General features: G+C 52.4%; 24 protein-coding genes. 5 read left to right on the forward strand and 19 right to left on the reverse strand.

Annotation, left to right across the window (positions count from 1 at the left end):
- Nucleotides 1-280 precede the first annotated feature (280 nt).
- Nucleotides 281-433, forward strand: a complete 153-nt coding sequence (locus F6R98_RS10940; RefSeq protein ID WP_153249049.1) for a hypothetical protein — start codon at nucleotides 281-283, stop codon at nucleotides 431-433.
- Nucleotides 434-469: 36 nt separating this feature from the next.
- Here F6R98_RS10940 and F6R98_RS10945 read toward each other — a convergent pair whose 3' ends face one another.
- Nucleotides 470-2,911 carry a TonB-dependent siderophore receptor gene (locus F6R98_RS10945; RefSeq protein ID WP_194269893.1) on the reverse strand — a complete coding sequence of 814 codons (2,442 nt, stop codon included), beginning with the start codon at nucleotides 2,909-2,911 and terminating at the stop codon, nucleotides 470-472.
- On the opposite strand from F6R98_RS10945, the gene F6R98_RS21625 reads away from it, so the two are divergent.
- Entirely contained in the window at nucleotides 2,910-3,104 is a 195-nt protein-coding gene (locus tag F6R98_RS21625; RefSeq protein ID WP_194269894.1) for a hypothetical protein, read from the forward strand. The genes F6R98_RS10945 and F6R98_RS21625 overlap by 2 nt on opposite strands.
- A gap of 343 nt (nucleotides 3,105-3,447) precedes the next feature.
- Here the strand turns inward: F6R98_RS21625 and F6R98_RS10950 are convergent, their stop codons facing one another.
- The 6 genes from F6R98_RS10950 to mbnB form a co-directional block, all read right to left on the reverse strand.
- Entirely contained in the window at nucleotides 3,448-5,199 is a 1,752-nt protein-coding gene (locus tag F6R98_RS10950) for a hypothetical protein (RefSeq protein WP_153249051.1), read from the reverse strand.
- A 75-nt stretch (nucleotides 5,200-5,274) separates the two neighbouring features.
- Nucleotides 5,275-7,440, reverse strand: a complete 2,166-nt coding sequence (locus F6R98_RS10955; protein ID WP_153249052.1) for a DUF4135 domain-containing protein — start codon at nucleotides 7,438-7,440, stop codon at nucleotides 5,275-5,277.
- 131 nt (nucleotides 7,441-7,571) lie between these two features.
- Nucleotides 7,572-8,972 carry an MATE family efflux transporter gene (mbnM, locus tag F6R98_RS10960; protein WP_194269895.1) on the reverse strand — a complete coding sequence of 467 codons (1,401 nt, stop codon included), beginning with the start codon at nucleotides 8,970-8,972 and terminating at the stop codon, nucleotides 7,572-7,574.
- Nucleotides 8,973-9,172: 200 nt separating this feature from the next.
- Nucleotides 9,173-9,268 (reverse strand): methanobactin, encoded by a 96-nt coding sequence (mbnA, locus tag F6R98_RS10965; RefSeq protein ID WP_153249054.1) that lies wholly within the window; start codon nucleotides 9,266-9,268, stop codon nucleotides 9,173-9,175.
- Nucleotides 9,269-9,430: 162 nt separating this feature from the next.
- The gene (gene mbnC, locus F6R98_RS10970) at nucleotides 9,431-10,036 is read right to left on the reverse strand and encodes a methanobactin biosynthesis protein MbnC (RefSeq protein ID WP_153249055.1); all 606 of its coding nucleotides are present in this window, start codon (nucleotides 10,034-10,036) and stop codon (nucleotides 9,431-9,433) included.
- Nucleotides 10,033-10,836: a methanobactin biosynthesis protein MbnB gene (mbnB, locus tag F6R98_RS10975; RefSeq protein ID WP_407079311.1), complete on the reverse strand. Its 804-nt coding sequence runs from the start codon at nucleotides 10,834-10,836 to the stop codon at nucleotides 10,033-10,035. The genes mbnC and mbnB overlap by 4 nt, the downstream gene beginning before the upstream one ends.
- A 58-nt stretch (nucleotides 10,837-10,894) precedes the next feature.
- Here mbnB and F6R98_RS10980 point away from each other — a divergent pair, with 58 nt between their 5' ends.
- Nucleotides 10,895-11,212 carry a transposase gene (locus F6R98_RS10980; protein ID WP_153249057.1) on the forward strand — a complete coding sequence of 106 codons (318 nt, stop codon included), beginning with the start codon at nucleotides 10,895-10,897 and terminating at the stop codon, nucleotides 11,210-11,212.
- A gap of 17 nt (nucleotides 11,213-11,229) precedes the next feature.
- Nucleotides 11,230-12,078: an IS3 family transposase gene (locus F6R98_RS10985; RefSeq protein WP_265588086.1), complete on the forward strand. Its 849-nt coding sequence runs from the start codon at nucleotides 11,230-11,232 to the stop codon at nucleotides 12,076-12,078.
- 58 nt (nucleotides 12,079-12,136) lie between these two features.
- Here F6R98_RS10985 and F6R98_RS10990 read toward each other — a convergent pair whose 3' ends face one another.
- Complete coding sequence (locus F6R98_RS10990) at nucleotides 12,137-14,401, reverse strand: TonB-dependent siderophore receptor (protein ID WP_153249059.1); 2,265 nt, start codon at nucleotides 14,399-14,401, stop codon at nucleotides 12,137-12,139.
- A gap of 326 nt (nucleotides 14,402-14,727) precedes the next feature.
- Here F6R98_RS10990 and F6R98_RS10995 point away from each other — a divergent pair, with 326 nt between their 5' ends.
- Nucleotides 14,728-16,035 (forward strand): aminotransferase class III-fold pyridoxal phosphate-dependent enzyme, encoded by a 1,308-nt coding sequence (locus F6R98_RS10995; protein WP_153249060.1) that lies wholly within the window; start codon nucleotides 14,728-14,730, stop codon nucleotides 16,033-16,035.
- 106 nt (nucleotides 16,036-16,141) lie between these two features.
- Here F6R98_RS10995 and F6R98_RS11000 read toward each other — a convergent pair whose 3' ends face one another.
- From F6R98_RS11000 to F6R98_RS11050, 11 genes are all read right to left on the reverse strand, one after another.
- Nucleotides 16,142-16,615, reverse strand: coding sequence for a nitrous oxide reductase accessory protein NosL (locus F6R98_RS11000; protein WP_153249061.1), 474 nt, complete (start codon nucleotides 16,613-16,615; stop codon nucleotides 16,142-16,144).
- A 7-nt stretch (nucleotides 16,616-16,622) separates the two neighbouring features.
- On the reverse strand, nucleotides 16,623-17,621 hold the full coding sequence (locus tag F6R98_RS11005; RefSeq protein ID WP_153249062.1) for a hypothetical protein: 999 nt from the start codon (nucleotides 17,619-17,621) through the stop codon (nucleotides 16,623-16,625).
- Complete coding sequence (locus F6R98_RS11010) at nucleotides 17,618-18,292, reverse strand: ABC transporter ATP-binding protein (protein ID WP_153249063.1); 675 nt, start codon at nucleotides 18,290-18,292, stop codon at nucleotides 17,618-17,620. The genes F6R98_RS11005 and F6R98_RS11010 overlap by 4 nt, the downstream gene beginning before the upstream one ends.
- Nucleotides 18,289-19,422, reverse strand: a complete 1,134-nt coding sequence (locus F6R98_RS11015) for an ABC transporter permease (protein WP_153249064.1) — start codon at nucleotides 19,420-19,422, stop codon at nucleotides 18,289-18,291. The genes F6R98_RS11010 and F6R98_RS11015 overlap by 4 nt, the downstream gene beginning before the upstream one ends.
- Complete coding sequence (locus F6R98_RS11020; RefSeq protein WP_153249065.1) at nucleotides 19,385-19,714, reverse strand: hypothetical protein; 330 nt, start codon at nucleotides 19,712-19,714, stop codon at nucleotides 19,385-19,387. The genes F6R98_RS11015 and F6R98_RS11020 overlap by 38 nt, the downstream gene beginning before the upstream one ends.
- A complete protein-coding gene (locus F6R98_RS11025) occupies nucleotides 19,711-20,289 on the reverse strand; it encodes an SCO family protein (RefSeq protein WP_228124833.1) in 579 nt (192 codons plus the stop codon). The genes F6R98_RS11020 and F6R98_RS11025 overlap by 4 nt, the downstream gene beginning before the upstream one ends.
- A 179-nt stretch (nucleotides 20,290-20,468) precedes the next feature.
- Nucleotides 20,469-21,212, reverse strand: coding sequence for a formylglycine-generating enzyme family protein (locus tag F6R98_RS11030; protein ID WP_228124834.1), 744 nt, complete (start codon nucleotides 21,210-21,212; stop codon nucleotides 20,469-20,471).
- 40 nt (nucleotides 21,213-21,252) lie between these two features.
- Nucleotides 21,253-21,870 carry a nitrous oxide reductase accessory protein NosL gene (locus tag F6R98_RS11035; protein ID WP_153249066.1) on the reverse strand — a complete coding sequence of 206 codons (618 nt, stop codon included), beginning with the start codon at nucleotides 21,868-21,870 and terminating at the stop codon, nucleotides 21,253-21,255.
- A 360-nt stretch (nucleotides 21,871-22,230) separates the two neighbouring features.
- Nucleotides 22,231-23,205 (reverse strand): FecR family protein, encoded by a 975-nt coding sequence (locus tag F6R98_RS11040; RefSeq protein WP_153249067.1) that lies wholly within the window; start codon nucleotides 23,203-23,205, stop codon nucleotides 22,231-22,233.
- Between the two features lie 363 nt (nucleotides 23,206-23,568).
- Complete coding sequence (locus tag F6R98_RS11045; RefSeq protein ID WP_153249068.1) at nucleotides 23,569-24,087, reverse strand: RNA polymerase sigma factor; 519 nt, start codon at nucleotides 24,085-24,087, stop codon at nucleotides 23,569-23,571.
- A 539-nt stretch (nucleotides 24,088-24,626) separates the two neighbouring features.
- Nucleotides 24,627-26,438 (reverse strand): sigma-54-dependent Fis family transcriptional regulator, encoded by a 1,812-nt coding sequence (locus F6R98_RS11050; protein WP_153249069.1) that lies wholly within the window; start codon nucleotides 26,436-26,438, stop codon nucleotides 24,627-24,629.
- Nucleotides 26,439-26,967: the final 529 nt, after the last annotated feature.

The following is a 26,967-nucleotide window of genomic DNA, read 5'->3' on the forward strand; positions in this document are numbered from 1 at the left end:
GTTCCCGGCGGGATGTTGTATCGGTTCGTAGCGGCAGCGTAACAGGTTTTGTGGAAAAGATTTTTAACGCACGATCAGCCAAGACCTTTATCCTGAAAGGGCTGGCAAACGGGGAAATCGGGGTTATTTGCTGAATCACGCCCAAGGGATAGCGTCCAGTAACGGCTATCCACCGTTTTCGGAAAAGGATTAAAGGGGGTGATGCTGTAGTCTCGTTACCAACCATACGCTGGACGCAAGACTTAAAGAACTTGAGCTGAGGCTGAGCAAGGATATTGAGGTGCTTCGCGCAGAAACAAAGCAGTCTATTACTGAAACGAATGCGCGCATATCGGAAACCAAAGTCGAACTGATCCGCTGGGTCGTTGCCGTAGGCATGCTGCAATCCACAGAGATTGTGGGCGTACTGCTTAAGGTCGCTCACTTGGTTTAAACGCTGCGCATAAAATGGCTGGACTCCTGTGCCGTATCAGAACTCCACTCGCAGCAACCCCATCGCGTTTAACGGCGTTCCCGGCAGTATGTTGTAGCGGTTCGTCGCAGCCGCGTAATAGGTTTTATCGAAAATATTTTTGATGTTCAGTTGCGCGGTCACCCTGTTGCCAAGAAAAGGAAAGCTGTACGATGCCATCGCATTGACTATGGCGTAGGCCGGCAACTGAAATGAATTGGCGTTATCGCCTTCCTGTATGCCCAGCGCCTGCACGCCCAGCGCAGCGCTCATCCCCGTGAAGTCGCCATCTGCATCGTATTTCGCCCAAAAATTCCCCATGTCGGCCGGGGCATTAGGCAAACGCAGGCCGGCAACAGCATATTCGGTAGTCAGCGTCGCATTGGGACCGGAAGCGATGTACGGCTGCCCTGAGGTATACCAGACGTCGTCGTGGGTATAATTGGCGATCACGCTCCAGTGATCGCTCAAGCGTCCGGTAATATCCAGCTCGACGCCGCGGCTTTCCGCAGCGGCGGGGAGAAAGGTCGGCATCCCATTGACATACAGGGTAGGCGCCGAAAAGAGATTGGTTCCTTCGATGATGACATTGGTTTTGGCAATATCAAAAGCGGCCAGCGTCACCATTAAACTCTTATCGAAAAACTCCATTTTAACGCCGCCTTCGTACTGTGTGGCGTATGAAGGCGGGTAAGGTGAGTTACCACCGCCCGGGCTGGAAACATTGGGACTGATCGCCTGGGTAAAATTGCCATAAATGGACAACCATGGCGCAGGCTGATAGGTGATGCCGACGCGCGGGTTCCAGGCGCTGACCGTACTGGTGGCGTTACCGGGATTTTGCCGATGGGTAGCCTCAGCCAAAGAGGGAGAACCAAAACCGTTCCCCATCACCAACGAGTCGTATCGTCCGCCAATCAGCAGGTGCAGCCTATCGTCGAAAAACGAAATCTGATCCTGAGCGTAAGCCGCCGTCCAGCCCAGCGCACTTTGAATATATAAGGGTTTGGTATTGGCGGGTACTCCGGTGCCGGTATAAGTGGCGGGATTATAAATATTGAACGCTCCGGCTGGATAGCCGCCAAGACCGAAATTGAAGGGAGTCACCGGTTCGTTCATATGATAGTAGTCGAAACCGAGCAAAGCGGAATGCGTGATAACGCCGGTCTCGAACTTGCCCCGCAAATCCAGATTGGTTGCAATCGTGCCTTGAGGCCATTGGCCTACATTCATCATGCGCGTTGCCCCTCCCGTTATCGGGTTAAGAGCGGTGATGCCCGAGTATGAGTCCTGCATTTCCTGATATTGATAATAGAAACGATTAACCACGCTCCAGTCGCGACTCATTTCGAAAATCCAGTCATAGCCGATATAGTTTCTTTTCTGCCTCATAATCGGGCTGGTGGTAAAACTCGCATCGCCGAGATAAGTGTTGACCGGCAACGCCGCCGGGCGATTGCCTATCGCGGGCAGGCCGGGATATTCGACGATGGCCCTGTCCTGATATTGATAGTCGAGGTTCAGCTTGAATCGATCGACGGGATGCCAGGTAAGCGAAGGCGCGACGAGCACGTCCTGCGTAGCCCCGTGATTGATGAATGAGCCGGTGTCGTAATATTGCCCGTTGATCCGGTACAGCACTGTTTTATCAGGCGTCAGCGCGCCGGTCGCATCCGCTGTGGTGCGGTACATCCCATAGGAGCCGAACTGTTGCTGCAACGAATAATAAGATGTCTCCGATGGCCGCTTCAAATTCATATTAACGATACCGCCCGGCTGGACCTGTCCATACAACATCGCGGAAGCGCCTTTCAGCACATCGACCGACTGCAGGTTATTGGTGTCGAACCCCATGCTGTCAAGCATGCGCAGGCCGTTCATGTAAATATTGTTACCGGTGTTGAAACCGCGAATACTGAACGTTTGGAAACTCAAGGCGCTCGGGCTTGGAACAATGGCGCTGACATTCGGCCCAATTGCATCCTGCACGCTGATGGCCTGCTGATCGTCCATCGTTCTATGCGTAGTACCCTGAATACCGAAAGGCGTCTGCATGATCGGCGTGTCCATTTTATTTGCAGTCGAGGAATGGTCCATCAGATAGCGGTCGTCGCCTTCATCCGGCCCCGCATCTTCATCCGGCCCCGCGACCATCACGGCCGGCAACAGATTGAATGGCGCCTGAACAGGCGCATCCTCCGGTTTTACTGAAACCGCGCCATCCGGGGTAATCGCATAACTCAGGCCGGTTCCGAACAGCAGTTTTTTCAGCGCCTGACGCGTAGTGTAACTGCCCTTCACCCTGTTGCTGCGTTTAGCAGCAACAGTTTGCTCGGCGAAAAACAAGGGCGCGCCGGACTGCCTGGCCAGTTGCTGCAATGCGCTGCTCAGGGGCTGAGCGGCAATACTGAAAACATGCATGGCTTCTTCCGCACAGGCTGTAGATACGGTAACAGCCATGATTACCGACACCAGGGATGTTGCGAAAAGTCGACTCCCCCCCGCCGTTTTGCAAGTATTACCGGGAGAAAAGCGGATGGACGGCATCGAAAAATTCCAGGTTTTTGCCAACGCGGCATTTAGACATTTTTTTATGCGCTTGCAGGCGCACACAGGGAAGCAAAATAATTTTATCGGCTGCAGGTCCGGATGAAACGACGATTAGAATCTACAACCATCAGCAGTAGCAAGTTGTTGATAGTCAGGAGCAGCTTGGACTCTGGCAAAAACTCGACCGCCTTCACGCTCATTGCGGTTTTATAGCGGCTAGGGAGCATCCATCCATAAAGTTCAAATGCTATCAAGAGTATATAACCATCATTGAAAAGCATAAAACATACCATAACCATAACAACTTGTTTTAAAGTTATTTTTTATAATGGCTATGCTTTTTTGAAACGGTCATCGACTCAAAATCCCGCCCGTTCAAGTGAAATGCCACAGGTTAACCTCCCGACAGCCTTGACACAGCGCCATGCCTGGTAGTATGAGCGGCTTCAAGCGCAGGTATTGTCATTTGTCACGATGTTGAACTGAATTAAACCGCCGCGGCTACCGCCTTGCAACGCACAGGAAACACCGGCCGGTGCGCAGTAATCAGCCAATACGACGTCGAACGCCAACGATTTCCCGGCAACGTCGTAAGCGAACGTCGCGCCTTCCAAAGCGGGATAGGCAATATCCGGAGCGGCGGTCAAGGTGACACCGAACGCTTCGGCGACAGCGGTGAAACTCAGGTGGTCGCTGGGGCCGGTGGCAGTCCATGACGCCCTGAAGTCGCATGCGGCCGACAGTTCCAGTGCAAATGGCCGGCCGCAAATATCAACCGCCGCTTCCCAAAATCCGTTGTCGATAGTGACGATACAGCGTAATTGAGCGCCGGCAATCTCAAGCGCGCCGTCGAAAGCAAGACGCTCGACCGCCAAGTCCAGGGAAACCTGAATGTCGTTTAGCGGGAGTCCGAATAGCGCGGAAGATACCTCGGCCTGCAAACTCAACTGATTCGCCAGACCAGAGACGAGACTACCGATGGAAATTTGCTCGATACCGCCATAAAAAACCAGCGCTCTGTCTTTCTGAAACCTGGCGTTGAGGATGACGCGATTGTTCGAATCGATATAAAAACAGACCGTCACGACAGCTTCCGTTTTCTGGGCGGTAACGACAAGATTCATTTGCGGCGCGGCAAGCACCAGCTTACCGGGTACGATTTCCCAATCCATGTAGGACTGTGCGTAAAGCCAGAACGTTTTGTTGGGTACGTCGAGGCGTAGACTCAACGCATGAAACATCATGTCGCGACCGGTTTGCTTCAAAACGACCGAATACTCCGGCGCATATGCGGCCAGCAATTCCGTTAAATAGAGCGGATTTTCCGGGATCAGATTGCCGGTAAGGTAAAGATCCGGAAGTTTGCCGGCGACCTTAAAGCGGACGCCTAACACTTTAAAGGAAGCTTGAACGGCGCTATAAGCCCGCCGTTTTTCAGGGTCTGTCGCATTCCGAATCACAAAAAAAACCTTCAAGTCATCGAATGACGCCATGCCGTTATTTAACAAATCGATATACGGCTCCAAACCGGCCGTAACAAAAAACAGCGGAACGGTTTTTTGCCGGCGATCGAATTTCACCTTTAAATCAAGCGACAGAAGCGAAAACTGCACTTTCAAATTATCCGGCATCAGATTGATCCAACTATCATCACCGCACAGTTCACTCAAAATTTCCAGATTTGCGCCGCCGTTCAAAACCAGCGCAGCATTTAGTACCCATAAGGTATTATCCCCATTTGGAAAATCCACACTGGCAGTTAATTCGGCCTGTTGCAATTCGATGAATCCCTTAAGTCCGCCGTTAGTGAGCGATATATCGCCCATACCTGAATCACCGGAAAATGAAATAAGAGCGGTATTAAAAAATACAGATAGCGTATTCAGTTTAAACCAGTCTATGCCGTCAATCTTGAAAATAAGATCAGGACGTAAAGAGCCGCCAAGCGTAAAGTTATAGCGCATTGCGCTGGCCTGGGTCAGATCGCCTTTGAAATCAACTGTTTCTCCGGAGAAGTTAAGTTTACCGGTAACCGTCAATGACCGGGCGTTGGCGTCGAGGATTACTTGCGAGTCCGAGTTGCCTGCCGCTTCAAACAACCCGGCCAAGTCGTGAAACTCCTCGATACCTTGAATAAACAGTTTTCCGTCAAGAATGTTGTTATCGATCAGTCTATACAGTTCTGAAACGGTACGCATTGTTACGACCAAGCTCCTGTGCCATTAGCAGTGATTTAGTTGGATAATCGACAAATATTAATCACATGATTTGCATCAGAAAACATTGCGACACACGCGTGCTGCTTCACACTCTTCACTATTTTTACTCATGGCATTCATATTTATACTTAGCTGTTTTAATTGTTTCCTTAACTCCTCGACCAATGCCGTTTTATCTGCGAATTGTATCTGAGTGCGCACAGCCGCCATCGATGGCTCCGGCAAATACGTTTTTTTATTTCCATCAGTTGCTGCGTTTTCATCGGCATTCACCTTAAAACCAAATGAATTGTACAAATTGGCGTCATTGAGCCTGTGAACATAAAATGGGATATCAAGACTGGAAAAGTCCTTCAGGTTATTATCGGCGCTCCATAAAAGCCAGGCATTTAATGAATCCCATGTTACTCCGAAAGCACGCGAATCCGGCACCGTCATCTCAATCCCGGCGCCAATCCTACTAATATCCTTTCCAAGTTCATTGACAATCGCCGAAGGATCGCATGCGCCATGACTGCACAACCACCCATACAACGCGGACTTCGCCTTTACCAATCCCCACGTTCCTTCAGCTACATACCGGGTAGTTATCATTTCTATATCTTCAAGAAATACATACAGCGCTTCATTGGCAACAACCTTGGTTATCGTTTTTTCAAAAAACTTTGCAAGTCGATCGACATAATCTTTAAGCGGATACTTTTCGCCATTTAACGAAACTCTATTTTTTCCATTTTGTTCCAGGCCATCAACATCACTGAAAGAATGCTGCGTGACAAAAAACCCCCGAGCTTCATCCATCGAAATTACATATGAAAACTCACCAGGATCATGCTCACTATCTATGGCGCCCCATACCCTCATTTTGCCTGAAAAAATAAACGTGTCCGCCAGTTCGTTGAATTTTCTTTTAAAACTATCCTCCAAATCTATAAGACAAGGTTTATTACCATGTGTAATTACGTTTTGCACATGCAAATCCGCAATGGAAAATAAACGGGCCATGGCTATAAGCTTTCCCCATACGGAATAGAATATTTCCGCATCATTTTGCGTTGCATTATTGTAGTCGTGTTCTTCGTGACTTAAAAACTCAACGTATCCGTAAGACTCCCGCACTGGAATACCCGTAGTTTCTTTTGTAAGAAACAAGGACCCGGGAAAACGCGGCAGGATTTTATAGGTGGGCAAGGAACAGCCGTCATCTCTCATGGCGCCGTTCAGAATCTCAGACAGGCTTTTCCCTGTCAGGAAATAGTTTTTTCTCGATACGTCTATAATATCCGCCTCGAACTTTTCCTTATCATCGTTAATTCTTGAAAGCAGCGTATCTTTTACCTTGCCCAGGTCTTCTATACATCCAACAAGATAGCAATCAGCCTCGACATCCCTGGGTTTGTACACCAGTTTTCTATAGCATGAGCGCGTACTAAACGTCAGAATTAAAACCTGCTGCCCCCCCTTATGAAAATCGCTGCCTGTACACTCAATGGCGCTTAGTTTTTCCAGCTCATCACCAAAAAATTCGCCAATAAGTTCCCAGTCAGCTGATAGCCTATCGATCAACAGCCGAATATTGCTCAGGAAATGCGATATCTGCTTATCGATCGCGTATTTAGTGCGTGGATTTCTAATAAAAAACGCATCCAGCCCATCTAGCAGTTCACGTTGCGCTTTGCGCGACTCATGACCAACCCATATTTTCCGGTCTATTACCCAGTTAAAATAATCGGCATAAGCCTGACCGTGCTCTTTGTATTTTTTAAGTTCAAGCGACTTGCACTTTAATCTGTTGTTTTCATCTGCACTGTTGAAAAATTTCGCATCACTTACAAAGCCATCCAGGGCAAAGTCATCTATAGAAGAGGGTTTCCCAACTTCTTTTTGCAATACACAATACAAATGGGTTCGGCATCGGTTAAAATCAGCCATCACACCCGACGCCACATACTGATCCATAATTCTGGCCAGACTTTCTATAAGCTCCTTATTCTGTAACGCGCAGGAAAATCTTTTTGAATAAAACAAGCTGCGAGAGGCGTCAGAGAAAGACAAGGCCGGAGCTGTAACGTTTCCAAACTTTCCAAATAGCGTGTTATATGCAATTACCAGGAAATCATTATAAATAGCAGCCCTTCTCCGGCAGGGAACATTCACCTCGACATGAATATCGTTATCAGAGGAATCATTTTTTCTAAATTTTAATGTATATGTCGCCATTAAGACAAGCACCCTGTGGAGAAAAAATTTGACGTGGTGATCGCATGTCCCGCCTGCTGAATAAATAAGTTGCTCGCGCGACAGGAGCTTTATTAACCCAACTATTCAATATTAATCAGGGGGAACGGTTTTTATAGTGCTTCATCAGGTAATAGCAAGGTATACAAGGGTATGGAATAGCGAACGGCCATTGCCAGATGAGGGGATAAACCGGTTCCGGACACCATCCGGCGCGTCTTTTTAATGCGTGGACGACCAATGGCGGATATCCGGTAAAACGGCAGCAAATAGCCCCTTCCCATCCACACCATCGCCAGCAGTTCTCCCACAAAGATCTGACTGAAGGCAATAAACGGATTATCAAAATAAAGCCCGGCAACGATCACAGGAAAGTTAAAAAGCCAGATAATGCGGGTATCCACTCTGGCGACCAGGTTGAACTGCATACGCGCCAGCAGTAATCCGCGCTGCAACTGATTGAAGTAACGCAAGGGCAACGATAACGACAACATCAACAGCAGTACCGACCACCACCTCCCGTGCAACTGGCCGTACAAAGTCTTCACTAGCCAATCTCCGCGGAGCAGCAGTGCGGCCGTCACCCCCAGTACAGGCGGTAAGCCTGTCCGGCATAATAAATTGAAAGTCGAAATCATGACGAGCATTGAGCAGCCTGCCAGTTGCTGCGAGAACGAGCGCATTAACGCCATCAGCGGAGCGCTCAGCAGCAACATCAGCGCGGTTCCCATTGAAACAGCACTCAGGCGCTCCATTTTCATCGGCACGATGTACGAAGACGAAAACAGCACCAGCGTCAGCAATCCGTAAATTTGTGCCGACAACAGGCGCTGCACTTCCCAGCCGATATTACAGACAAAATCCCGCAGCCACGCGCGTTTCGGCCAACACAAACGCAAATTCAGTTCCGTGCGTATAACAATCAAAGACCCAAGGCTGGTCAGCAGCATGACAATAACGCCGGCTATGTAGCAACCGTTAAAGCCCCGTGCCCAGAAAAATATCAGCACATAATTCAACAGAATTTTAAGCAGGCACTCGATACACTTCCAGACGATCACGAGACCTCCATGGTCTAACGCAATCAGAATAAACGTAGCGCTGCACGCAATCATGCGAAATGGCGCGCTGATCGAAAACCAAAACACTGCATCGGACGCCAGTCCAGACAGTTCACGATTATCCAACAACAGAGCGGCCAGATGAGGATAGAACAATAAACCGGCCACCGCTGTAACTACGCCGATCAATACGCTGATCACTATCATTTGCGGGACGACGATTTCAACGTTTCCATCCCGCCGCCCCCGGGATACGAAAACGGAAGTCACTGCCCCTGTTGCCATCATAATAATAGCGTCCAGTACGGCGATGCGCATCAGCGCAATATAAGCAATCGTGGATGTCTCACTCAAACGAGACAGCATGACCAGATCGATTTGCAGCGTCAACTGCGCAATACCGAAGGTAAAAAACAGCGGGAAAAAACCGCGCAGGAATTCGCGCCCTTTCATTGAAGGATTAGGTATAGATCGCTCATAGGGAACAGATTCTGCTCGTATCCTGCTGAAATCAGAAAAGATACGGAATCGAATGATTTTCAACAAACCGGAGTTCATAAAACCCCGTATTCTGTTAGTATACAAAATACGGAGTCCCTAGTTAAACCCTTAGGGCTTGTGTCACCAGTATTGGTAAAGAAGCCTCGGTTTACTTATGCGGCGCTGGAGCTGCAAATGGTGCCGCCGCACTGTGCGGAACCAATTACGTTTACGGTCAAAGCCTGTTTTTTTGCTACTTTGATTTTCATACTATTCTCTCCTAAAGATAAGTATCAAACAATACGGCGGAATTTTCTGCCCGCACATACCCGATCCGCCATAACAGGTATGTACTTTCCGATGAATCTGTAGGGCAGATTCATCGAATCTTTATAATTTCCAGCTTGCGTACATGCGCAGGAAACAACCCGTCACTGCGGTATCTCGGACCAACCAGGAAACAAATCCAACTCGAATTGCGGCACGGTAAAATAACCCAGCCATTGCTCCGGCTTCGGCAACGGCTCGTCCAGTTCAATCAATTCCACTTCGCGCCTTCCGTCAACGGCATGTTGCTTCCATCCGGCAAAAACTTCCGGAAAATCGCTTCCGCCAATCACGATGCCGCTGTTGATGCCGCGGTCCATCACCGCCCAGCGCGCCGCCGAAGCCGCGATCAGTTTGTGCACAATTTCCGGCGTCAGCTTTGTGGCGAATTCTGATTGCAGCAGCCAGCAATAAACCCAAAGATAAAACGTCCAGTTAAACGATAACTGCAATTTTTCAGCCCACATCATGAAAGGGCGGAATATGGGCAAGCCGTCAGGCTGTCCTGAAAGGCCGATCAACTCAGGACAGACATCGTACAAGGTATGCCAATAAACACGAAAACTGAGATCGAGACGAACATAGGCGCGCGTATGGCGCGGATAAGCGCCCTGCCAGTCAGGCGTATCCAGCGACTGATGATCCCAGACCGGGTGAGGTACCGGCAGCAGGTTGAGCAGATCGGAGTCGAATATCAGTCTCCCGTTCATGCTGCCGCTCCTTCCGTATCACAGAAGACAGCGCGTAACTTTCTGATATCGGATACGATGCTGTCATATTCGATATTCTGATCACGCTCATAAGTCATGGTCGCGCCGGGTTTTTCGAAACGTTTTTTATAACCTGCAAGGAATCCCAGCGTTTCTTCGGACATTAAACCGTCGTGGGAATCCACGATGACTGAGGGGTTCTCCGTCAGGGACTGACGGTAACTCGCCACATGATAATGAAGGGTCGAGTCGATGACGTTTTCCCAACTGTCCAGCGCGAGACCGCAATTAAGATAGGCGCAAACAGCATTGGACGCATCGAACAGGGTTTCGGAACCGGTCTCCTTTGCTAGACGCATGAAAAATTCCGGTGCGTCCGCTCCGCTGTCCATGATCGATGGAAAATTTTCCAGATAAAGCGGCTGCCTCAGCTGTTCCTGCCACCATTCGACTTTTTGCCTCACCCGCTCGTAATCGCGCTGATAATCCAGTTCCGCCAGATGGTAAAGCTGCCGTCCTTTCGGATTGGAGAAATGCGCCAGATGATCGGAAACGTACAAGGGTTTCATCGCATCGATAAACTCGCGCAAACGTTTGGCAAACGAGATCAAATGATCTTCGTCGCTTTCCAGAAACCGGGAATGCATAATATGAAAGCCGACCGGACAATCGAAGGCCTCTGCAACTTCCTTGACAGGAACATGCAGAAAATTATCGATCAAAAACTCGACGTAATCGACCTCCCCTTCCCCTACCATCTGCCGCACCATTTCCAGCGTGGAACCCTGAGTAAATGTAATGGTTTAATGAACCCGGACACTTCCAAAGGCAGAATTTATACTGTCAGCAGAGGTGAGCATGAAGACAAACGAGACAAAATACAAGCGCCCCAAATACAGTCTGGAATTCAAGCAGGATGCCGCCAAGCTGGTTCTTGAAAAAGGCTACAGCCTGAACCAGGCTGCCGATCATTTGGGCATATCATTAAGTGCCCTGGGACGCTGGGTCCGGACGGAACGCAAGCCTTCCGGCAATGAGTCTGCGACGAAAAAGCCAGGCTTGAATCTGGGGGATCACGATGAATTGATTCGTTTGCGCAAGGAAATTGAACAATTACGCATGGAGCGTGAAATCTTAAAAAAGGCCGCAGTCTTCTTTGCGAAAGAAGCCGAATAAAGTACGGGTTTATTCAGGTGCAACAGAAGACGTATCCAGTGACCGTGCTCTGTCGAGTGATGCAGGTGAGTACCAGTGCGTATTATGAGTGGTTAAAAGCCCGACAGGACAGCGATAAGGATCAACAAGATCAAAAGCTTGCCGAGAAGGCGAGGCAGATTTTCATCGACAATAAACAGTGCTTTGGTTCGCGTCGTTTAGCGGATCGATTGCAAAAACAAGGTCATGCCGTTGGGCGTTTTAAAACGCGGCGCATCATGCGAGATTTAAAGTTGAAGGTTCGCTATCCCAGGCGAGTTAAGGTCACCACCGATAGTAACCATAACGAGGCCATTTCGCCCAACCGCTTGGACCGGCAGTTCCAGGTTGCCAAACCCAATCAAGTATGGACGACAGATATTACCTACGTGTGGACCCTACAAGGCTGGCTTTATGTCGCGGTGGTCATCGATCTGTTTTCCCGGCAAGTCGTGGGCTGGGCGATTGATGATCACATGCGGACCTCGCTGTGCGTCAAGGCCTTGCAAATGGCCTTCTGGCGCCGTAAGCCGCCACCCGGTCTGTTGCATCACTCGGATCGTGGCAGCCAGTATGCGAGCCGGGAATATCGCCGGCATTTAGAAGTGATGAAGATGGAACAGAGTATGAGCCGTAAAGGGAACTGTTGGGACAACTCGCCGACCGAACGCTTTTTTCGCAGCTTGAAGCATGAGCAGCTCAACTACGAAAAATTCAAGACCCAAGAGGCCGCAAAACTGAGTGTGATCGATTATTTGGCTTTTTATAATGGCCGTCGTTCACACTCAATATTGGGTTATCAGACCCCTCTCGAATTCGAGCGGGAATTTTATCGAAACGCTGCCTGAACAGGTGTCCGGTTTTTGTTGACCATTACATACCTCCGTAGCGCTACGCAGACGATGATTAGAAATCCACCCGCAACGCACCCATCACGTTAAGCGGTGTTCCCGGAATAATGTTGAAACGATTGCTCGCCGTCAGGTAATACTGTTTGTCGAACAGGTTTTTAAGATTCAGCTGCGCCGTGACCTTTTTGCCGAGCAGCGGGAAGCTGTAACCGATCATCGCGTTGGCAACGGCATAGGCCGGCAGCTGATACGAGTTGGCGTTGTCGCCTTGCTGTTGCCCCATAGCTTGAACGCCCAGAGCGGTGCTCAGACCGCTGAGATCCCCATCTCCCTCGTATTTCACCCACAAGTTACCCATGTCAGCGGGTACACCAGGCAACCGGTTTCCGGCAACGGCGTACTGCGTGGTAATCGTCGCAGTGGCGCCGGATGCGACATAAGGCTGCCCAGAGGTGTACCAGACGTCGTCATGGGTATAGTTGGCGATCACGCTCCAGTTCTCGTCGATGCGCCCGGTGATGTCGAGTTCTGCGCCCCGGCTTTCCGCCGAAGCAGGTATTGAAGTCGGATATCCGTTGATATAGAAAGTAGGAGCCGAAAGCAGGTTAGTGCCGCCCATAATCACATTGGTTTTGGTGATATCGTAAGCCGCCAGCGTCATCATCAAGCGCTTGTCGAAGAATTCCATCTTGATGCCGCCTTCGAACTGCGTACCGTAAGAAGGAGGATAAGGAGGAAAGCCGCCGCTGTAACCGCCCGCATTGGGGCTGAGCGTCTGCGTAAAGTTGCCGTAGATCGAAATCCACTTTTCAGGCTGCAGCACGATACCGGCGCGTGGATTCCATGCGCTGGTGGTGGCAAAAGCTTGACTGAGATTCGTTCTATTGCTGGTAGCGGGGAAAGCGGGCGAACCGAATCCGTTACCGACAATCAGCGAATCGAAACGCCCGCCCAGAAGTATCTGCAGCATGTCGTCGAAGAAGCTCATCTGGTCCGTAGCATACGCCGCCGTCCAGTTTTGATAGTTCTGGGTATATACCAGATTGCTCGCACTACTGAACGGTACGCCGGTACCGGTATAGGTAGCCGGGTTATATATATTGAACTTGCCGGCCGGATAGCCGGCCAATCCGAAGTTCAGCGCGTCCGCCGGATTGTTCATATAAAAGTAATCGAAACCGAGCAAGGTCGAATGTTTTACCGGACCGGTTTCGAATTTACCCTTAAGATCCAGGTTGGTGGCGATGCTGTCTTCGAAGAACTGCCCGATATTCGTGCTGCGCGTAGCCGCGCCGGTATTCTGAGTAACGCCGCTGACTGACGTACCTGAGTTATAGTTCCCCATGTATTGGTAATAGAAACGGTTAACCAGGCTCCAGTCGTCGTTGAACTTGAAAGTAGCGTCATAGCCGACATAATTTCTAACCTGACGAGTCAACGGACTGTTGGTGATGCTGGAGTCGCCGAGATAAGTGCTGACCGGCAATGCCGCAGGCCGGTTATAGATTGCGGGCAGGCCGGGATACATAACCATCGCCTTGTCCTGATACTGGTAGTCTAGGTTCAGCGTAAACTGTTCTGTCGGCTTCCATGTCAGCGACGGCGCCACCAGCGTGTCCTGATTGGTCGACATGTTGTCGATAAAAGAGCCCGTGGTGTAATACTGGGCATTGAGCCGGTAAAGCAGCGTTTTATCAGGTGTAATAGCGCCGGTCGCATCCGCCGTGGTGCGGTACATTCCGAAAGAACCGAACTGCTGCTGCAACGAATAATACGGCGTATCCGAGGCGCGCTTCAGATTCAGGTTAATCATGCCGCCCGGCTGCACCAGCCCGTACAGCATTGCGGCCGCGCCTTTCAGCACATCGATCGACTGCACGTTATTGGTATCCATCCCCATACTGTCGCCAATTCTCAGTCCGTTCATATAAATATAGTTGCCTGTATTAAAGCCACGTATGGTGTAAGTCTGATAGGTAAACGCGGGGCTGCCCTGCACTACGGAACTGGTATTGGCGTTGATCGCGTCCTGCACGCTGATCGCCTGCTGGTCGTCCATGGTTCTGCGCGTTATGGACTGTACGGCGAACGGCGTATCCATGATCGGCGTATCCATTTTATTCGCTGTCGAGGTGTGATCGATCACATAGTTGTCCCCCCCCTCTTCCACACCGTCTACCAGCGATTTCTCCGCTGTGTCCTTCACCGTAACTGTCGGCAATTGAGCAGGTGTGGATGCCTGAGCAGGAGTTTCGGCGTAAGCCGCTTGCGCCAATCCTGTCAGAAACGCAGCCATTAAAGGTGTTACGATCTGTTTCATGATTTTTTTATCCCTTCTTGTCAATCTGGCATATTTCGTAGACGCCGAAGACAGGTAAAAACCGCCAACTTTTTTTAGAAAAGTTAAATATTATTTGCCGTTTCAATTTTCAGATTAATTGGCGGGTTTTCCGGACGCAGGCGTCTATCTTTAGATAAACACTATCGGCCGTAAAGCTCGTGTAATACTGAAAAATGCAGTGCTGCTCATGGGTCGACAAAGCCCCCCTGAGCGCACTATAAGAATTTGTATCCTCGACAAAAAACAACTTGAAATCCACCCTGAGTCTATTGATGGACTTAATCAATCCGTTTTAAGGGAGCATCATGCAGACTGGTCAAACACTTTGGAAACGCGCAAAACAGATCATTCCAGGCGGAAATATGTTGCTGGCCAAACGTCCGGAATCGTTCCTGCCTGACTTGTGGCCGGCTTATTTCAGCAAAGCGAAAGGCTGCAGAGTATGGGATATGGACGGAAACGAGTATATCGACATGTCCATCATGGGTATCGGCGCGCATCTCCTTGGTTATGGCCACCCTGCGGTTGACGAAGCGGTGTGCAAGGTGATCGCCGACGGCAATATGTCCACACTGAACGGCCCTGAGGAAGTCTATCTGGCGGAAAAATTGATCGAACTTCACCCTTGGGCGGATATGGCGCGCTTTGCACGCACGGGCAGCGATGCCAATGCGGTCGCCATCCGTATCGCGCGCGCCGCCAGCGGCAGGGATAAAGTGGCTTTTTGCGGCTTTCACGGCTGGCACGATTGGTATATGTCGGCCAGCCACGACGATAAAGACTGTCTGGCGCAACAGTTCCTGCCTGGCCTTGAACCCAACGGCATACCGAAAACGCTGAGCGGAACCGCTCTTCCGTTCGTCTATAACGATTACGCATCGCTGGAAACACTGGTGCAGCAACACGATATCGGCGCCATCAAGCTGGAAATAGCACGCCACACGGAGCCTCAGGACGGTTTTCTGCATCAGGTGCGCAAACTGGCGAGCGAGCGCGGCATCGTGCTGATTTTCGATGAATGCACCTCAGGCTTTCGCGAAACACTGGGCGGCGTGCACAAAAGATACGATGTAGAACCCGACATGGCGCTGTTCGGCAAAACGCTGGGCAACGGTTACGCGATATCGGCAATTCTGGGAAAACGCCAGATAATGGAAGCAGCGCAAACCTCGCTGATCAGCAGCACGTTCTGGACTGATCGTATCGGACCGGCTGCCGCGTTGAAAACACTGGAGATCATGGAGCAAACAGCGCCATGGGACGCCGTGATCCGTACCGGATTCGAAATACGCCAGGGCTGGCAACACCTCGCCGACAAATATGACGTTCCTATCAGACATTGGGGGTTGCCTTCAATGGCGCGTATCAACTTCCCTTGCACCAACAACGGGCTGGCTTACAAGACGCTGATCACTCAGGAAATGCTGGCGCGCGGCTATCTGGCCGCCAACAGCGTTTTCGTATGCATCGAACATAGGCCTGACATCATCGCCGGTTTCTTTGAAGCACTGGATCCAGTATTCGCATTAATCGGGGAATGCGAACATGGGCGCGATGTGACGGCACTGCTCAAAGGTCCGGTATGCCATGGGAGCTTCAAGCGTGTAAACTGAAACATGATGACACGCAGAACAAGACTTCATGGGCCGGAAAAACTTTCGGATTCATGGCCCCTGTATAAAGGCAAGGAAACGGCTCGTCCGTAGGCGGCATCCATTTTCAAAACTTACCCGCATCCAAGCCCACCGGCACATCGGCAGTAACCTGATCGAAGCGGAGCATGCGCTTGCCTTTGTGATCTTTCATAAAATCGGCGGCGTCTTCCGGCGTTGCCAGCGGCACCAGTTCATGGCCCATCGGGCCAAGCACGTCGGAGCCGGTGACAAAAAGCGCCTTTTTCGCATCGATTCTTTCCAGGCTGTAAAACTCGGTCACATAAATGGCGCTGATTTCCTCGCGCTTGTGACCGGGAGCGTACCTGGCAAGATCGTAAAGAAACTTGAACATATCCTTGGCGCCATCGAAATGATGAGCATGGCCGTTCTTCCACACTACGGTAGCCACCCAGTTCGGATACTTGGCAACAAGCATGCCGCAGACCGGACAGAGACTTTTCGTGTCGGGCTTGGGCGGCTCTGCCGCCAGGAGCACGGCAGATGTAAAAAAAGCGACAAGAAATGCCAGACTTCTCATTGTATGTTCATTCCAGAAGAATCAGGTTGGATCGTCCTACCATCAGCGTAGCGATAGCGGCGAACAGCAGGTATCCTCCCACTGCAACCGCGGCCAGGCGCACGGAAACTTCCGGCACGATATCCGACAAGCTTGCCATGCCGCGGAACGGCTGAATTGCGCCGATGCCCAGTCCTGCCGCTGTAGCCGTGAATAGCGGCACGTAGAGCCAGTATCCCTGGTAATCGTATTCCGGTTTCAGAATGCAGAACGGGCAGTGGTGGTGCGGGTGTTCATAAAGGTAGAGCGACAGAAAAGACAGAATGCCGGCGACAGCGACGAACATGGCGGCGGCGCTGCCAGCAGCAACAACATAGCCGCCCCGGCGGTATCGACTATAAAAAACCGCCGCCCCCACGACCAGCGTCAGCGAGCCATAAAAAGCAATCAGCGCCAAACCGGGAGGCAGCGCGGAAAGATCCCCGGACAAGCCATGAGCCTCGCTAGAGAACAGGCTGCCGCAACAAGAGGTGATAATGTCGGTGCGAAGACCGGAGAAATATCGCCATTGCAGCATTAGCACCGCCGCCAGCATCGGCAGCATGGCGATCAACAGGCCGTACTTGATCTTCACCAGCGGATAATCGCGGCCGCGCGTATCCACATGATTGATCGTCAGCCACATCGAAGCAAGAAAGAACATCGCCGTCTGTGCGCTCAGCGCCGGAAAACCGTAGCTATTAGCGTTAAGCGTACCCACCGCGCACATCGCGCCGACGAACATCACCGCCATTCGGTCGGCGTTGAACACGAACAGCAGCAAGGAAACAAGCTGTAACGCCAGCACGAAGGTGACCAGCGTTGAAAACAGATAGATGCGCCGTTCCAGCGTCAGTTGCAGCTCGGAGCCGCTGCCGATATCCCAGTAGCGGATCACTTGCAGCGCGAACGGCGTAGCGGTCAACAGCATCCCGACACCCAGGCCGGACGCCAGCAACAGCGCAATAATCGAGGGCTGAAAAATCACGATGCGACAATCCTGCCGTCGCGCATATGAACCACGCGATGGATGTCGGCGGATTCGATTACCAGCGGGTCGTGGCTGGTGACCAGCATTGTCCGCCCCTCGGCGTTCAATTCCGCCAATATCCCCATGAACTGCTTCGACAGCATGGTGTCGAGATTCGCGGTCGGTTCGTCGGCGATCACCACTTCCGGATCATTGATCAACGCGCGAGCAATCGCGACGCGTTGCTGCTCGCCGCCGGACAGCCATTCCACGCGCGCGTCGCAGCGTTGCGCAAGCTTGAGCCGATCAAGTAGGGCCATGGCCTTGTTGCGCACTTCACGGTGCGGCCTGCCGGTGGGCGCGGCGGGAAGCATGATATTGTCAAGCGCGGTGAGTCCCTTGATCAGGTTGAACTGCTGGAAAATAAAACCGAAGCTCTGACGGCGGATTTCAGTAAGAAAACGCTCGGGCAGTCCGGAAATGTCTTCGCCCTTGAACCTGACGCGCCCCTGCGTCGGGCGCGCCAGACAGCCGATGATGGTCAGCATGGTAGTTTTCCCCGAACCGCTGGGACCGCACAGAACAGTGACCTTTTTCGCCTCAATGGAAAGATCGACGCCGCTCAGCGCCCAATATTCGTTGGGTTTACCCTGGTTGAATGCTTTACGAATTTCATTCAGCTCTATCATGCTCTCATCACCGCATCAGGGTCGGTTGTCGCCGCGCGCCAGATCGGCACCAGCACAGCCGCCGTGTAAGGAATGACCGTGAAGAAAAACAGCGTCAATACCGATACGCCGTCTATGACCGGGGTCAGTGAAAAACGAGGGTAAAGCACGGCCCAGCCCTTCAGCACCGGCTCGAACAGTCCCGCATCGAAGCGGAAAACGTGAAGATAGGCGGCTATGTAGCCTATCAGGAAAGCGGCGAGCGAGATCATCGCTCCCTCCCAGAATTTCATTTTAATCACATCGCCGGTCTCCCAGCCAATGGCTTTGAGAATGCCGATTTCGCGTTTTTCTTCGGCGGACAGCCCGGCAGCCTTGTCCCAGGCAAGTATAGCGAAAGCGAACAGCGTACCCGACAGCACGGTCAGCACGATGCCCTCACGCCAGTCGAACAGCGATGCGTAGCTACGCAGTATTTCCTCGCGCAGGATGGGACGGGAATCAGACAAGGCGCTCGCCAGCTTGGCGGCCACGGTGCGCGCCTCATTCGGGTTGGCCACGGACAGCGCTATGTCGGTGTAATGACCCGCCGGGTAGGCGAAAAAGGCGCGAAAGTCGTGTTCGGACAGCAGCACCAGATCGGCGCTGGCCAATTCGGAGCGCTGCGGCAGCACGGCCGCAATCTTAAAAGTAAACAACTGGCCGGAATAGGAGCGGAAAGACACCGCGCTGCCTGCCGTCAGCTCACGCGCACGCGCCAGCGCCGGTCCGATGACCAGCGCGCCGTCACTGACTGTGTAGCCGGGCACCATGAAAGTATAGTTGGCCTTGATCACCGGATCGTAGTAGTAACCCCACAGCCGCCCCTGCTTCTGCTGCACGCCGCGTATGCGGCCAATGCTGTCCAGGTAGTCGGGCGGAATCAGGTCGTGACGGCCGGCCACCATGCGTTGGAGTATGACTTCGGGCGCGCCGGCCAGCACGGCGGCCGCTTCCTGACGCAGCGCGTGCGTAAACAGCATCACCGAAGCCAGCACGAAGACCAGCGCTGCATAAACCGTCAGCAACCCCAGGTTGCGCGTCTTGCGCCGCGCCAGCGAAGCCAGCGTAAAATCAATCAGGCTGCGCTGTTTTTCTATCCAGGAGTTCATAGGCATAAGTCCGTGGCGGCATCAGGCTGCCGGTTGGAAAATGGTCGAAGGCAAGCGGATGATCCTGAAAGGCCGAGTGCAAATCCGCCTGTGCCGGGTGCCGGGTATAGCGCGCCTCGTTGAACAGGGCAAGATCGGCGAGACCGAGCCCCGCTGCCAGCCCGGCGGTTTCCGCCCGCTCGGCAGCGCGTGATCGCGCAAGCAGCGCAGCATCGATAAAACTCAGGCAGAACAGCGCCATCGCGATGGTCAGCGCCGCCAGCGCCAGGGTCGAAGGATGCAGCGTTTTCATAACAGCTTTCTGACCGCGGCCACCACTTTCTCTACCGGCGTGTCGAAACCGAGCACGGCGGCGAGTTTGCCGTCTGGCGCTATGACATAGGTCTGCTGGCTGTGATCGACCGCATAACTGCCGTTCGGTCGCACCGGCTGCTTTTCATAACCGACGCCATAGCGCTTTGCCACCGCGTCAATCTCGTCCACGGTGCCGGTCACGCCTATCATTTCCGGATGAAAATAAGCCGTATAGTCCTTCAAGCGCTGCGTCGTATCGCGTTGCGGATCAACGGTCACCAGCACCATGCGCACCCTGGCGCGCTCTTCGGCTGAAAGCCGCTTTAGCGCCTGCGCGCCGTAGATGGGTGAACAATTGTCGGGACAGCTCGTATAACCGAAATAAAGCAGCAAAACCTTGCCGCGCTGCGCCTGGGTATCGAACGGGCCGTCGGCGGATTGCAGTATGAAATCGCCGCCGGCAGGCAGCTTGGCCTGAGGTCCGGCGCCGGAACACGCAGCAATCATCGCAAGCAGGATAAACGGTACGAACGGAATTATCCGGCTCCGGCAAACTTGTCGGTATCTGAACATCTGATGTAATGCTGAATTGGAATTTAGGGAAAACCGCTGTTATCAAAAAACGCACGATAAGGAAACGGGCCGGAGATTGTGTATCCTTTGTTGCGCAAAGGATAACGCCATGATGCTACACTTGATGGCTCATGCTCTCTGACCCGCTAGGAACAGCCCTATTTAACATGGGGAACCTGCTAATCCAAAGTCCTGACGATACGGAATCCGAAATCGCCGCTACGATATTCGGGAGAAAAAGCAAAACGCAATGCGGCGCGGCTATACTGGGAACCGCTGAGCCACGACCCTCCGCGCAAAATACGGCTACCGCACCCGCCGGCGTCCACCCATGCCGAACCGTCCGCAGGCGCACCGTTGTAATCGGCGTGCTTGCAATCCTGAGTCCACTCCCAAACATTGCCGCTCATGTCGTACAAACCCCAGGCGTTGGGCTGCTTCAACCCGACCTTTTGAGCCCCGCCTTCCGTGTTTCCGTACCAGGCCGCCTTACCCGGGTCGTCCCCCCCGCAAAAATCACGCTGTTCTCCTGCCCTGCAGGCATATTCCCATTCAGCTTCCGTCGGCAACCGGTATTTCTTGCCGGTCCTGGCGCTCAGCCGCTCCGCGAATACCTGGGCCTCATGCCAGTTAACGCTCGTCACCGGACATGCATCGCCGCAGGCGCCGGCCTTGCCGGGAGGACCGCCCCCCATCACCGCCTTCCATTCCTTGCGAGTGATTTCATACTTCCCTATCGCGAAGCGCGGCAGTGCCACGCTATGCACGGGTTCGGTCATCGCCGCGCGCTGTCCTGCTGCACCCATCTGAAAACTTCCGGCCGTCAGCTCTACCATCTCCGGGCAGCCGGCGCAGTCGCGGAAAGAAGAAGCTTCGGCATTAACGACCCACATCAACGCCATCATCAATAAAATTTCTATCATGATTTTCACGGATCATCCTCTATGGCATGAGAGACAAACGTTAGCGCTGTTGACGGCCGGCGGCTCTTTTGCGGCGCTCTTCACGGTTCTTGCGCATTTTGTCGACATCGTCGGCAAGATCGGTGAAGGAAATTCGCAAGGTCTGCTGAAAATCAGCGAGCTGACCGCCATGGATTTTTTGCGCTGCGGCGGCCGCTTCAGCGTTGCCATAGGCGACCTTGCTATTCCAGGTCATCACCCCAGGCAGGTCGCTGCCGACAAGGAAGGTAGCCTTGCCAACCTCGACCAGAGGCTTTGGATCCACATCCGGCGCATTATCTCCCGCATAAATGACTTTTGGATCAAGCGCAAGATTCAGCGCGAGACTGATCGCGGCGCAGTGTATGGAGCAAAGCGGATCCGGCAAATCGTTTCCGTAATGGATCAGCATCCTCGAGCTGTGATTGAAACGTCGGTCCATCCCGCAATAGGGACACATCGGGTACTTTTCAATGTCGTTCACCTCCGGCTTCGGATCGGCCGGCAATTTGGGCAGAAACTGTGCCGGCGTGCCGGCGGTCGACTTGACCATGGACTTGGGCTGGGTCTGAGCGAAAGCGGGAGCGGCAATACCGATGCCCGCCAGCATGGGAAGTTTCAGCAGTTCGCGTCGTTTCATAAATTATCTGAATATCCAGGAAGTTATCTTGTGTTCCATACCCATGCCTTTGCAGCGGATACGTTGCCGGACCGAATAGAGGCTGACCAGGAAGCCAAGTAAAACTCACTACCCTTATTGCAGTCTCACACAAGTAGACGTACCGCATCGATCAAACCGCCACGTATTTACAAAAAATTGCAAATATTCGGTTTGCATGTCCAAGTGAAATACGCATTGAACTCTTCGATGGACTGAACGACCAACAGGATTTTGCGCCCGTTCGCAGCGAACGCATCAACCGGCTTGCGTAGAAAAAACAAATGCGGGCGCAAGCCTTCTATGATTTGCTCGCGATTGCTTACGCAGAAACGTTCAGGCTCAGCTTTTTTTGCCCAGAGGCTTCAGCAGAACTTCATGTTCATTGATACGCTCGACCTTGACCGGCAAGGTGGAGGTGATGGTGTTAAGAATGGCGTCGAGACTGGCGGTGCGAAACGCGCCGCTGACACGCAGGTTGCGCTGTTTGGCATCGGAAATACGGATGCTGATATCGTGATAACGTCCGATTTCGCTTAGCACTTCGCTTAAAGGACGATCGTGGAATACCATCCGGCCCTGCCGCCAGGCGGTGAGATCTGCGATTTCCCGGGCAGGTATCATGGAAAATTCTCCCCGCCGATTATAAGTGATCTGTTGACCCGCAGCCAGATTACAGCTGCCGCGGGCTTCGACCCTGACACGACCTTCCTGGACGGCGACCAGCACGGTTTCCGGCTGGAGATAAACTTCGAAAGCCGTGCCAATATCCGTGGTGCGCCCTCCCCCGGCCTGTACTTCGAAAGGCCGCTCGCCATCGTGCGTCACATTGAAATAAACTTCGCCCCTGACCAACTCCACGCTGCGCCGCCAGCGATTCAAATGGACCTTGATTTCGCTGTCGGTGTTAAGCTCCAGACGCGAACCGTCATTGAGAACAACGACCTCGCGCTCGCCTTTAGCAGCGATGTAACGGGTGCCGACGTCGTACCAGCCGCCCAGCCTTAAGACGATCATGCCGCAAAACAGCAGCAGCGAAGCTGCGGTTGCGAAAATAACAAGCCGTTTTGGTGTAAGCTTGTTCTTCGGCCTGTAGCGTAAAGCATCCTCACGCGCACGGAAGCGCTGCGATTTGAACTGCTCCATCCACCGCCACTGCGCTTCGGCCTGCGCGTAGGCTGCGCGGTGCCGGGGGCTTTCCGCCAGCCATCGATTACAAGCGCGCCGTTCGGCCTCATTACATCCGGGCGCATGCAGACGCACCAGCCACGCGATGGCTTCTTCACGCAGTTTGTCGGTGTCCTCGGGTTGTTCCACTATTTTGAAGTTCTAAATTACGGTATGCGCAGTTTAGCGGATTATTAGGTAAGACGCGATAACAGCCCAAAGCCGCCAGCGCCCTGCCGGGAAGGTGCTGAATAAAGCTTTCCGTTCAGCGTCCTACCAGATTTTCCTGGGCCAGTCGATGGATTAGCGGCATCTCGCGTAACGATTCAGCTATCGGATTCGGTGCCGGGGGTAAGGCGGTCGATATATACTGAAGCGTATCGCCGCCTATCTCTATCCGCTACGCCATAAATCCATACTGGAGGCTCGGGGTTTGTCTCCGCATCATGGACGTTCGACACCCCCAGCCGCTTTGAATCACCCCACATTCGGTGGTACCGAATAGTTACCCTTTCACAGGCAATCGACAGACTCTAAATGCTTGGCGATGTGTTGCGTGGCCTTCATGACATGGCGCTCTGAAGTACGCACGGCAATACCCAGGCGAACGGCGATTTCCGCATGCGATAGTCCTTCTATGCGAAACAGCACAAAAGCGTGGCGGCGCACTTCCGGCAACTGATCGAGCAGTTCCGTGAAACGGTCAAGATCACTTTGGGTTTCCCAGCGACGTGCCGGACACATGCTGGTATCAGGCAGAGATTCCAGCTCTATGTCAGGTTCCGCAAGTTCGTTTCGCGTGATATGCCGCCGATGCTGATCAACAACGAGGTTTGACGCAATCTGGAACAGGTACGCGCGAGGGTTCTGTATCGCCATCGGATCGGGACATTGCGACAAACGCAGAAAGGACTCCTGAACGATATCGTCAACATCTGTTTCGCCGGGCCAGCGGCCGCGTATAAAAGCAGTCATTTCCCGTGCATGGCGAAGGAAAGCGTCATGCAGAAAACAGCGTTTATGGTCGGACATGAGCAGACTTACAGATGAGTTGAAAGACAACGGAATTACCCTGGACTCAATGAAGGATGACGAAATCCGGGCACGAATACCACCATATCAAGCAATATTCATTCCCAAATAAAACGATTATAAATCAATTAACTGATACCATATATAAAAATAGTTGCGGCATATGCCTGATACTGCCACGGAGAAAATACGGCATATGACACACGCAACTCTTTGCCGCACCGCCCATCTCAATAAACCGCCCTTCGCTCGACGCGAGCATGAGCCTTTATTAGAGCGCCGAAAAAAGAAAACCACATCATTCCGGCATGGATTGCCGGAAATCAGCGACAAGGACGTTACTTGGACGTTGCATTATCAGTTCGGTGATTCTTTATGCCGGGACGCCTTGAAACAGCACGCTGTATAGAAGGCACCCAAGAGAGATTCATTCATTACCGGTTTGCGGAACCGCGAACAAAACCTCTTTCGGAAACTTTTTCAGGTGGCTGCCGATTATATCGCCTGCTTTTATATTTCCGCAGACGGTTTCAGCAACATCAAGCCTTGATGCCGTACTGCGTCATTTTCTTATAAAGCGTCGCTCGCGTTATGCCCAATTGCCTAGCAGCGCGGGTAATATTATTTTCCGCGATTTGCAGCGCCGAAAGAATCGCCTTTTTTTCGTGCGCTATCAGACTGCCCGACGCGTAGCGGCTCGACATGCCGTCGTCATCCTCTGGCGGCACGGGACCGAGAGCCGGCATACAGATCTCAATGCCCTGCGATCCGGTTTCGATTTCCGCTATAAAGTCGCCAGGTAAATGCCGCAGCCCAATAACGCCTTCACCGGCAATAATCGCCGCGCAGCGGATCACGTTGGAGAGTTGCCGCACATTCCCAGGCCAGCTATGACGCATGAACAGCGCGATGACTTCATCGCCGAGAAAAAGATTGCCGGGAAGGTTGCTGCGCATGATCTCTCTGCGCAATACCTCATCCATCAACGCGCGTTTATCTTCACGGCTACGCAAGGGCGGCAACACCACCTGCATGCCGTTCAGGCGATAATATAAGTCGCGGCGAAAACGTCCCGCCTTGACGGCCTCGCCGATCGGAACATTGGTTGCGGCAAAAACCTGCACATCGACTCGCACCGGCGCCGTGGCGCCTACCGGATAAAATTCGGAGTTTTCCAGCACACGCAACAGCGTCGACTGCATGTCCAGACTCATGTCGCCGATTTCGTCAAGAAACAACACGCCTTTGTCGGCCAGCTGAAACTTGCCGGGCTTGCCTTCGCGCCGCGCGCCGGTAAAACTGCCTGACGCGTAGCCGAACAATTCGCTTTCGATCAAGTCACGGGGTATGGACGCGCAGTTGACCGGGATGAAAGGGCCGCTCGCGCGTGGTCCCTGCTCATAAGCCTTGCGCACGAAGTGCTCCTTGCCGGCCCCGGATTCACCGATAACCAGCACCGGAATACGGTGCTTCTGCAAGCGTACCACGCGTTCCAGGGTTTCGTCTCCGGCCGCGCCTTCGCAATGGCAAACTTCGGTTGCAACGGCGTTGCTTTGCTGCAAACGCAGGTTCGCGGAAGATGAGGCCGGTTTTTTCGATGCAATCCCGGCGGCTTGCGCATCGAGAAAATCGCGCTGTATGCCGCCGCCGACCAAAACGGTCATGGTTTTAAGTATGCCGGGGTCCACGCGCTGATCGCTCAATATACCGAGCCCCCATTCCAGTTTGCCGTCAGCCCCGAACAGAGGATAACCTGCCGTGGCGAAAGGATGGAGCAAGCGCAGAAAATGCTCCTCGCCGCAAAATGCAGCCGGCTTCCCGCATAGTATGGATGAACCGATGCCGTTATTTCCCATCATCTGTTCATTCCAGCTAACCACATGCCGAGTCAGTTGCGACCCGCGGGTATAGTCATCGAATGGCCGGCCGAATGTGCTCAGCACCTGACCGCGGCTGTCTGCCAGATACAGCATCAAGCCGTCATTAAGGAATAGCGACGCGACAGCGCGCTGAAAACACGCTACCATCCCGGTAGTCGCATCCGGGGCAATGATTTCATCTACGGGATAATGCTGCTTCTTCAACTCCGAAACGGGCACGTCCATGGAAGACGACAATTGATAATCTTCGATGCAACGTCGCCAGGAGCGCGCTACCTCATCGCGCACCCACTCATCCGGCGCAGGCACCTGCAAGGTCTGCCGCATCCATTCCCACGCCTGACGCGGACGCTCCAGCAGGTTAAACGTTTTAAGAAAACCGTCCAGATGCGACACCCCTGTTTCGCTCACTGACGGCGAACAATCATCTACCAATGACCGCGATACCGGCGATACCTGCATTGAAACCATAACGTACCCTCTAAGCTGTCTTCATGCTCTCCGTGCCAGAACCGCGCTTAATAAAACTTTGACAGGCAACGCGCAAGATACTCATCCCTTAGCACTGAAAAACCCTTTCCATGGCATATCAGCATATAGACTGATTACTCCAGTCGCAATGCGGCATATTGACGCATAAATCAATATCTTAAATTTACTCCAGATATAGTTTAGAACGTTAAATGACACACTCTGCTACGGCATTTAACACAATAAACAGAAGGGAATGACAAAATACTTACCAAGAGAACGCAAGCCATGCTATCTGTTTTTTTCTTGTTTTCAACTGAATTTAACAGGTTAAAAACAGTCTGACCATAAAAACACCTTTCGCGCCGCTTGCTGGCATCATTTGTGTTACATACTAACCTCGTTGGCTTTCGGAAGTACCTTTACTCTGGAAACGCTGTCCGCGATCAAAAATCAATAAAAAAACAAACCTGCTCGCCATAAGGAAAAATGGATGACCGACCCCAACCAAAGTTGTATAACTATTTGC

It is taken from the genome of Candidatus Methylospira mobilis, assembly GCF_009498235.1.
Lineage (GTDB): Bacteria > Pseudomonadota > Gammaproteobacteria > Methylococcales > Methylococcaceae > Methylospira > Methylospira mobilis.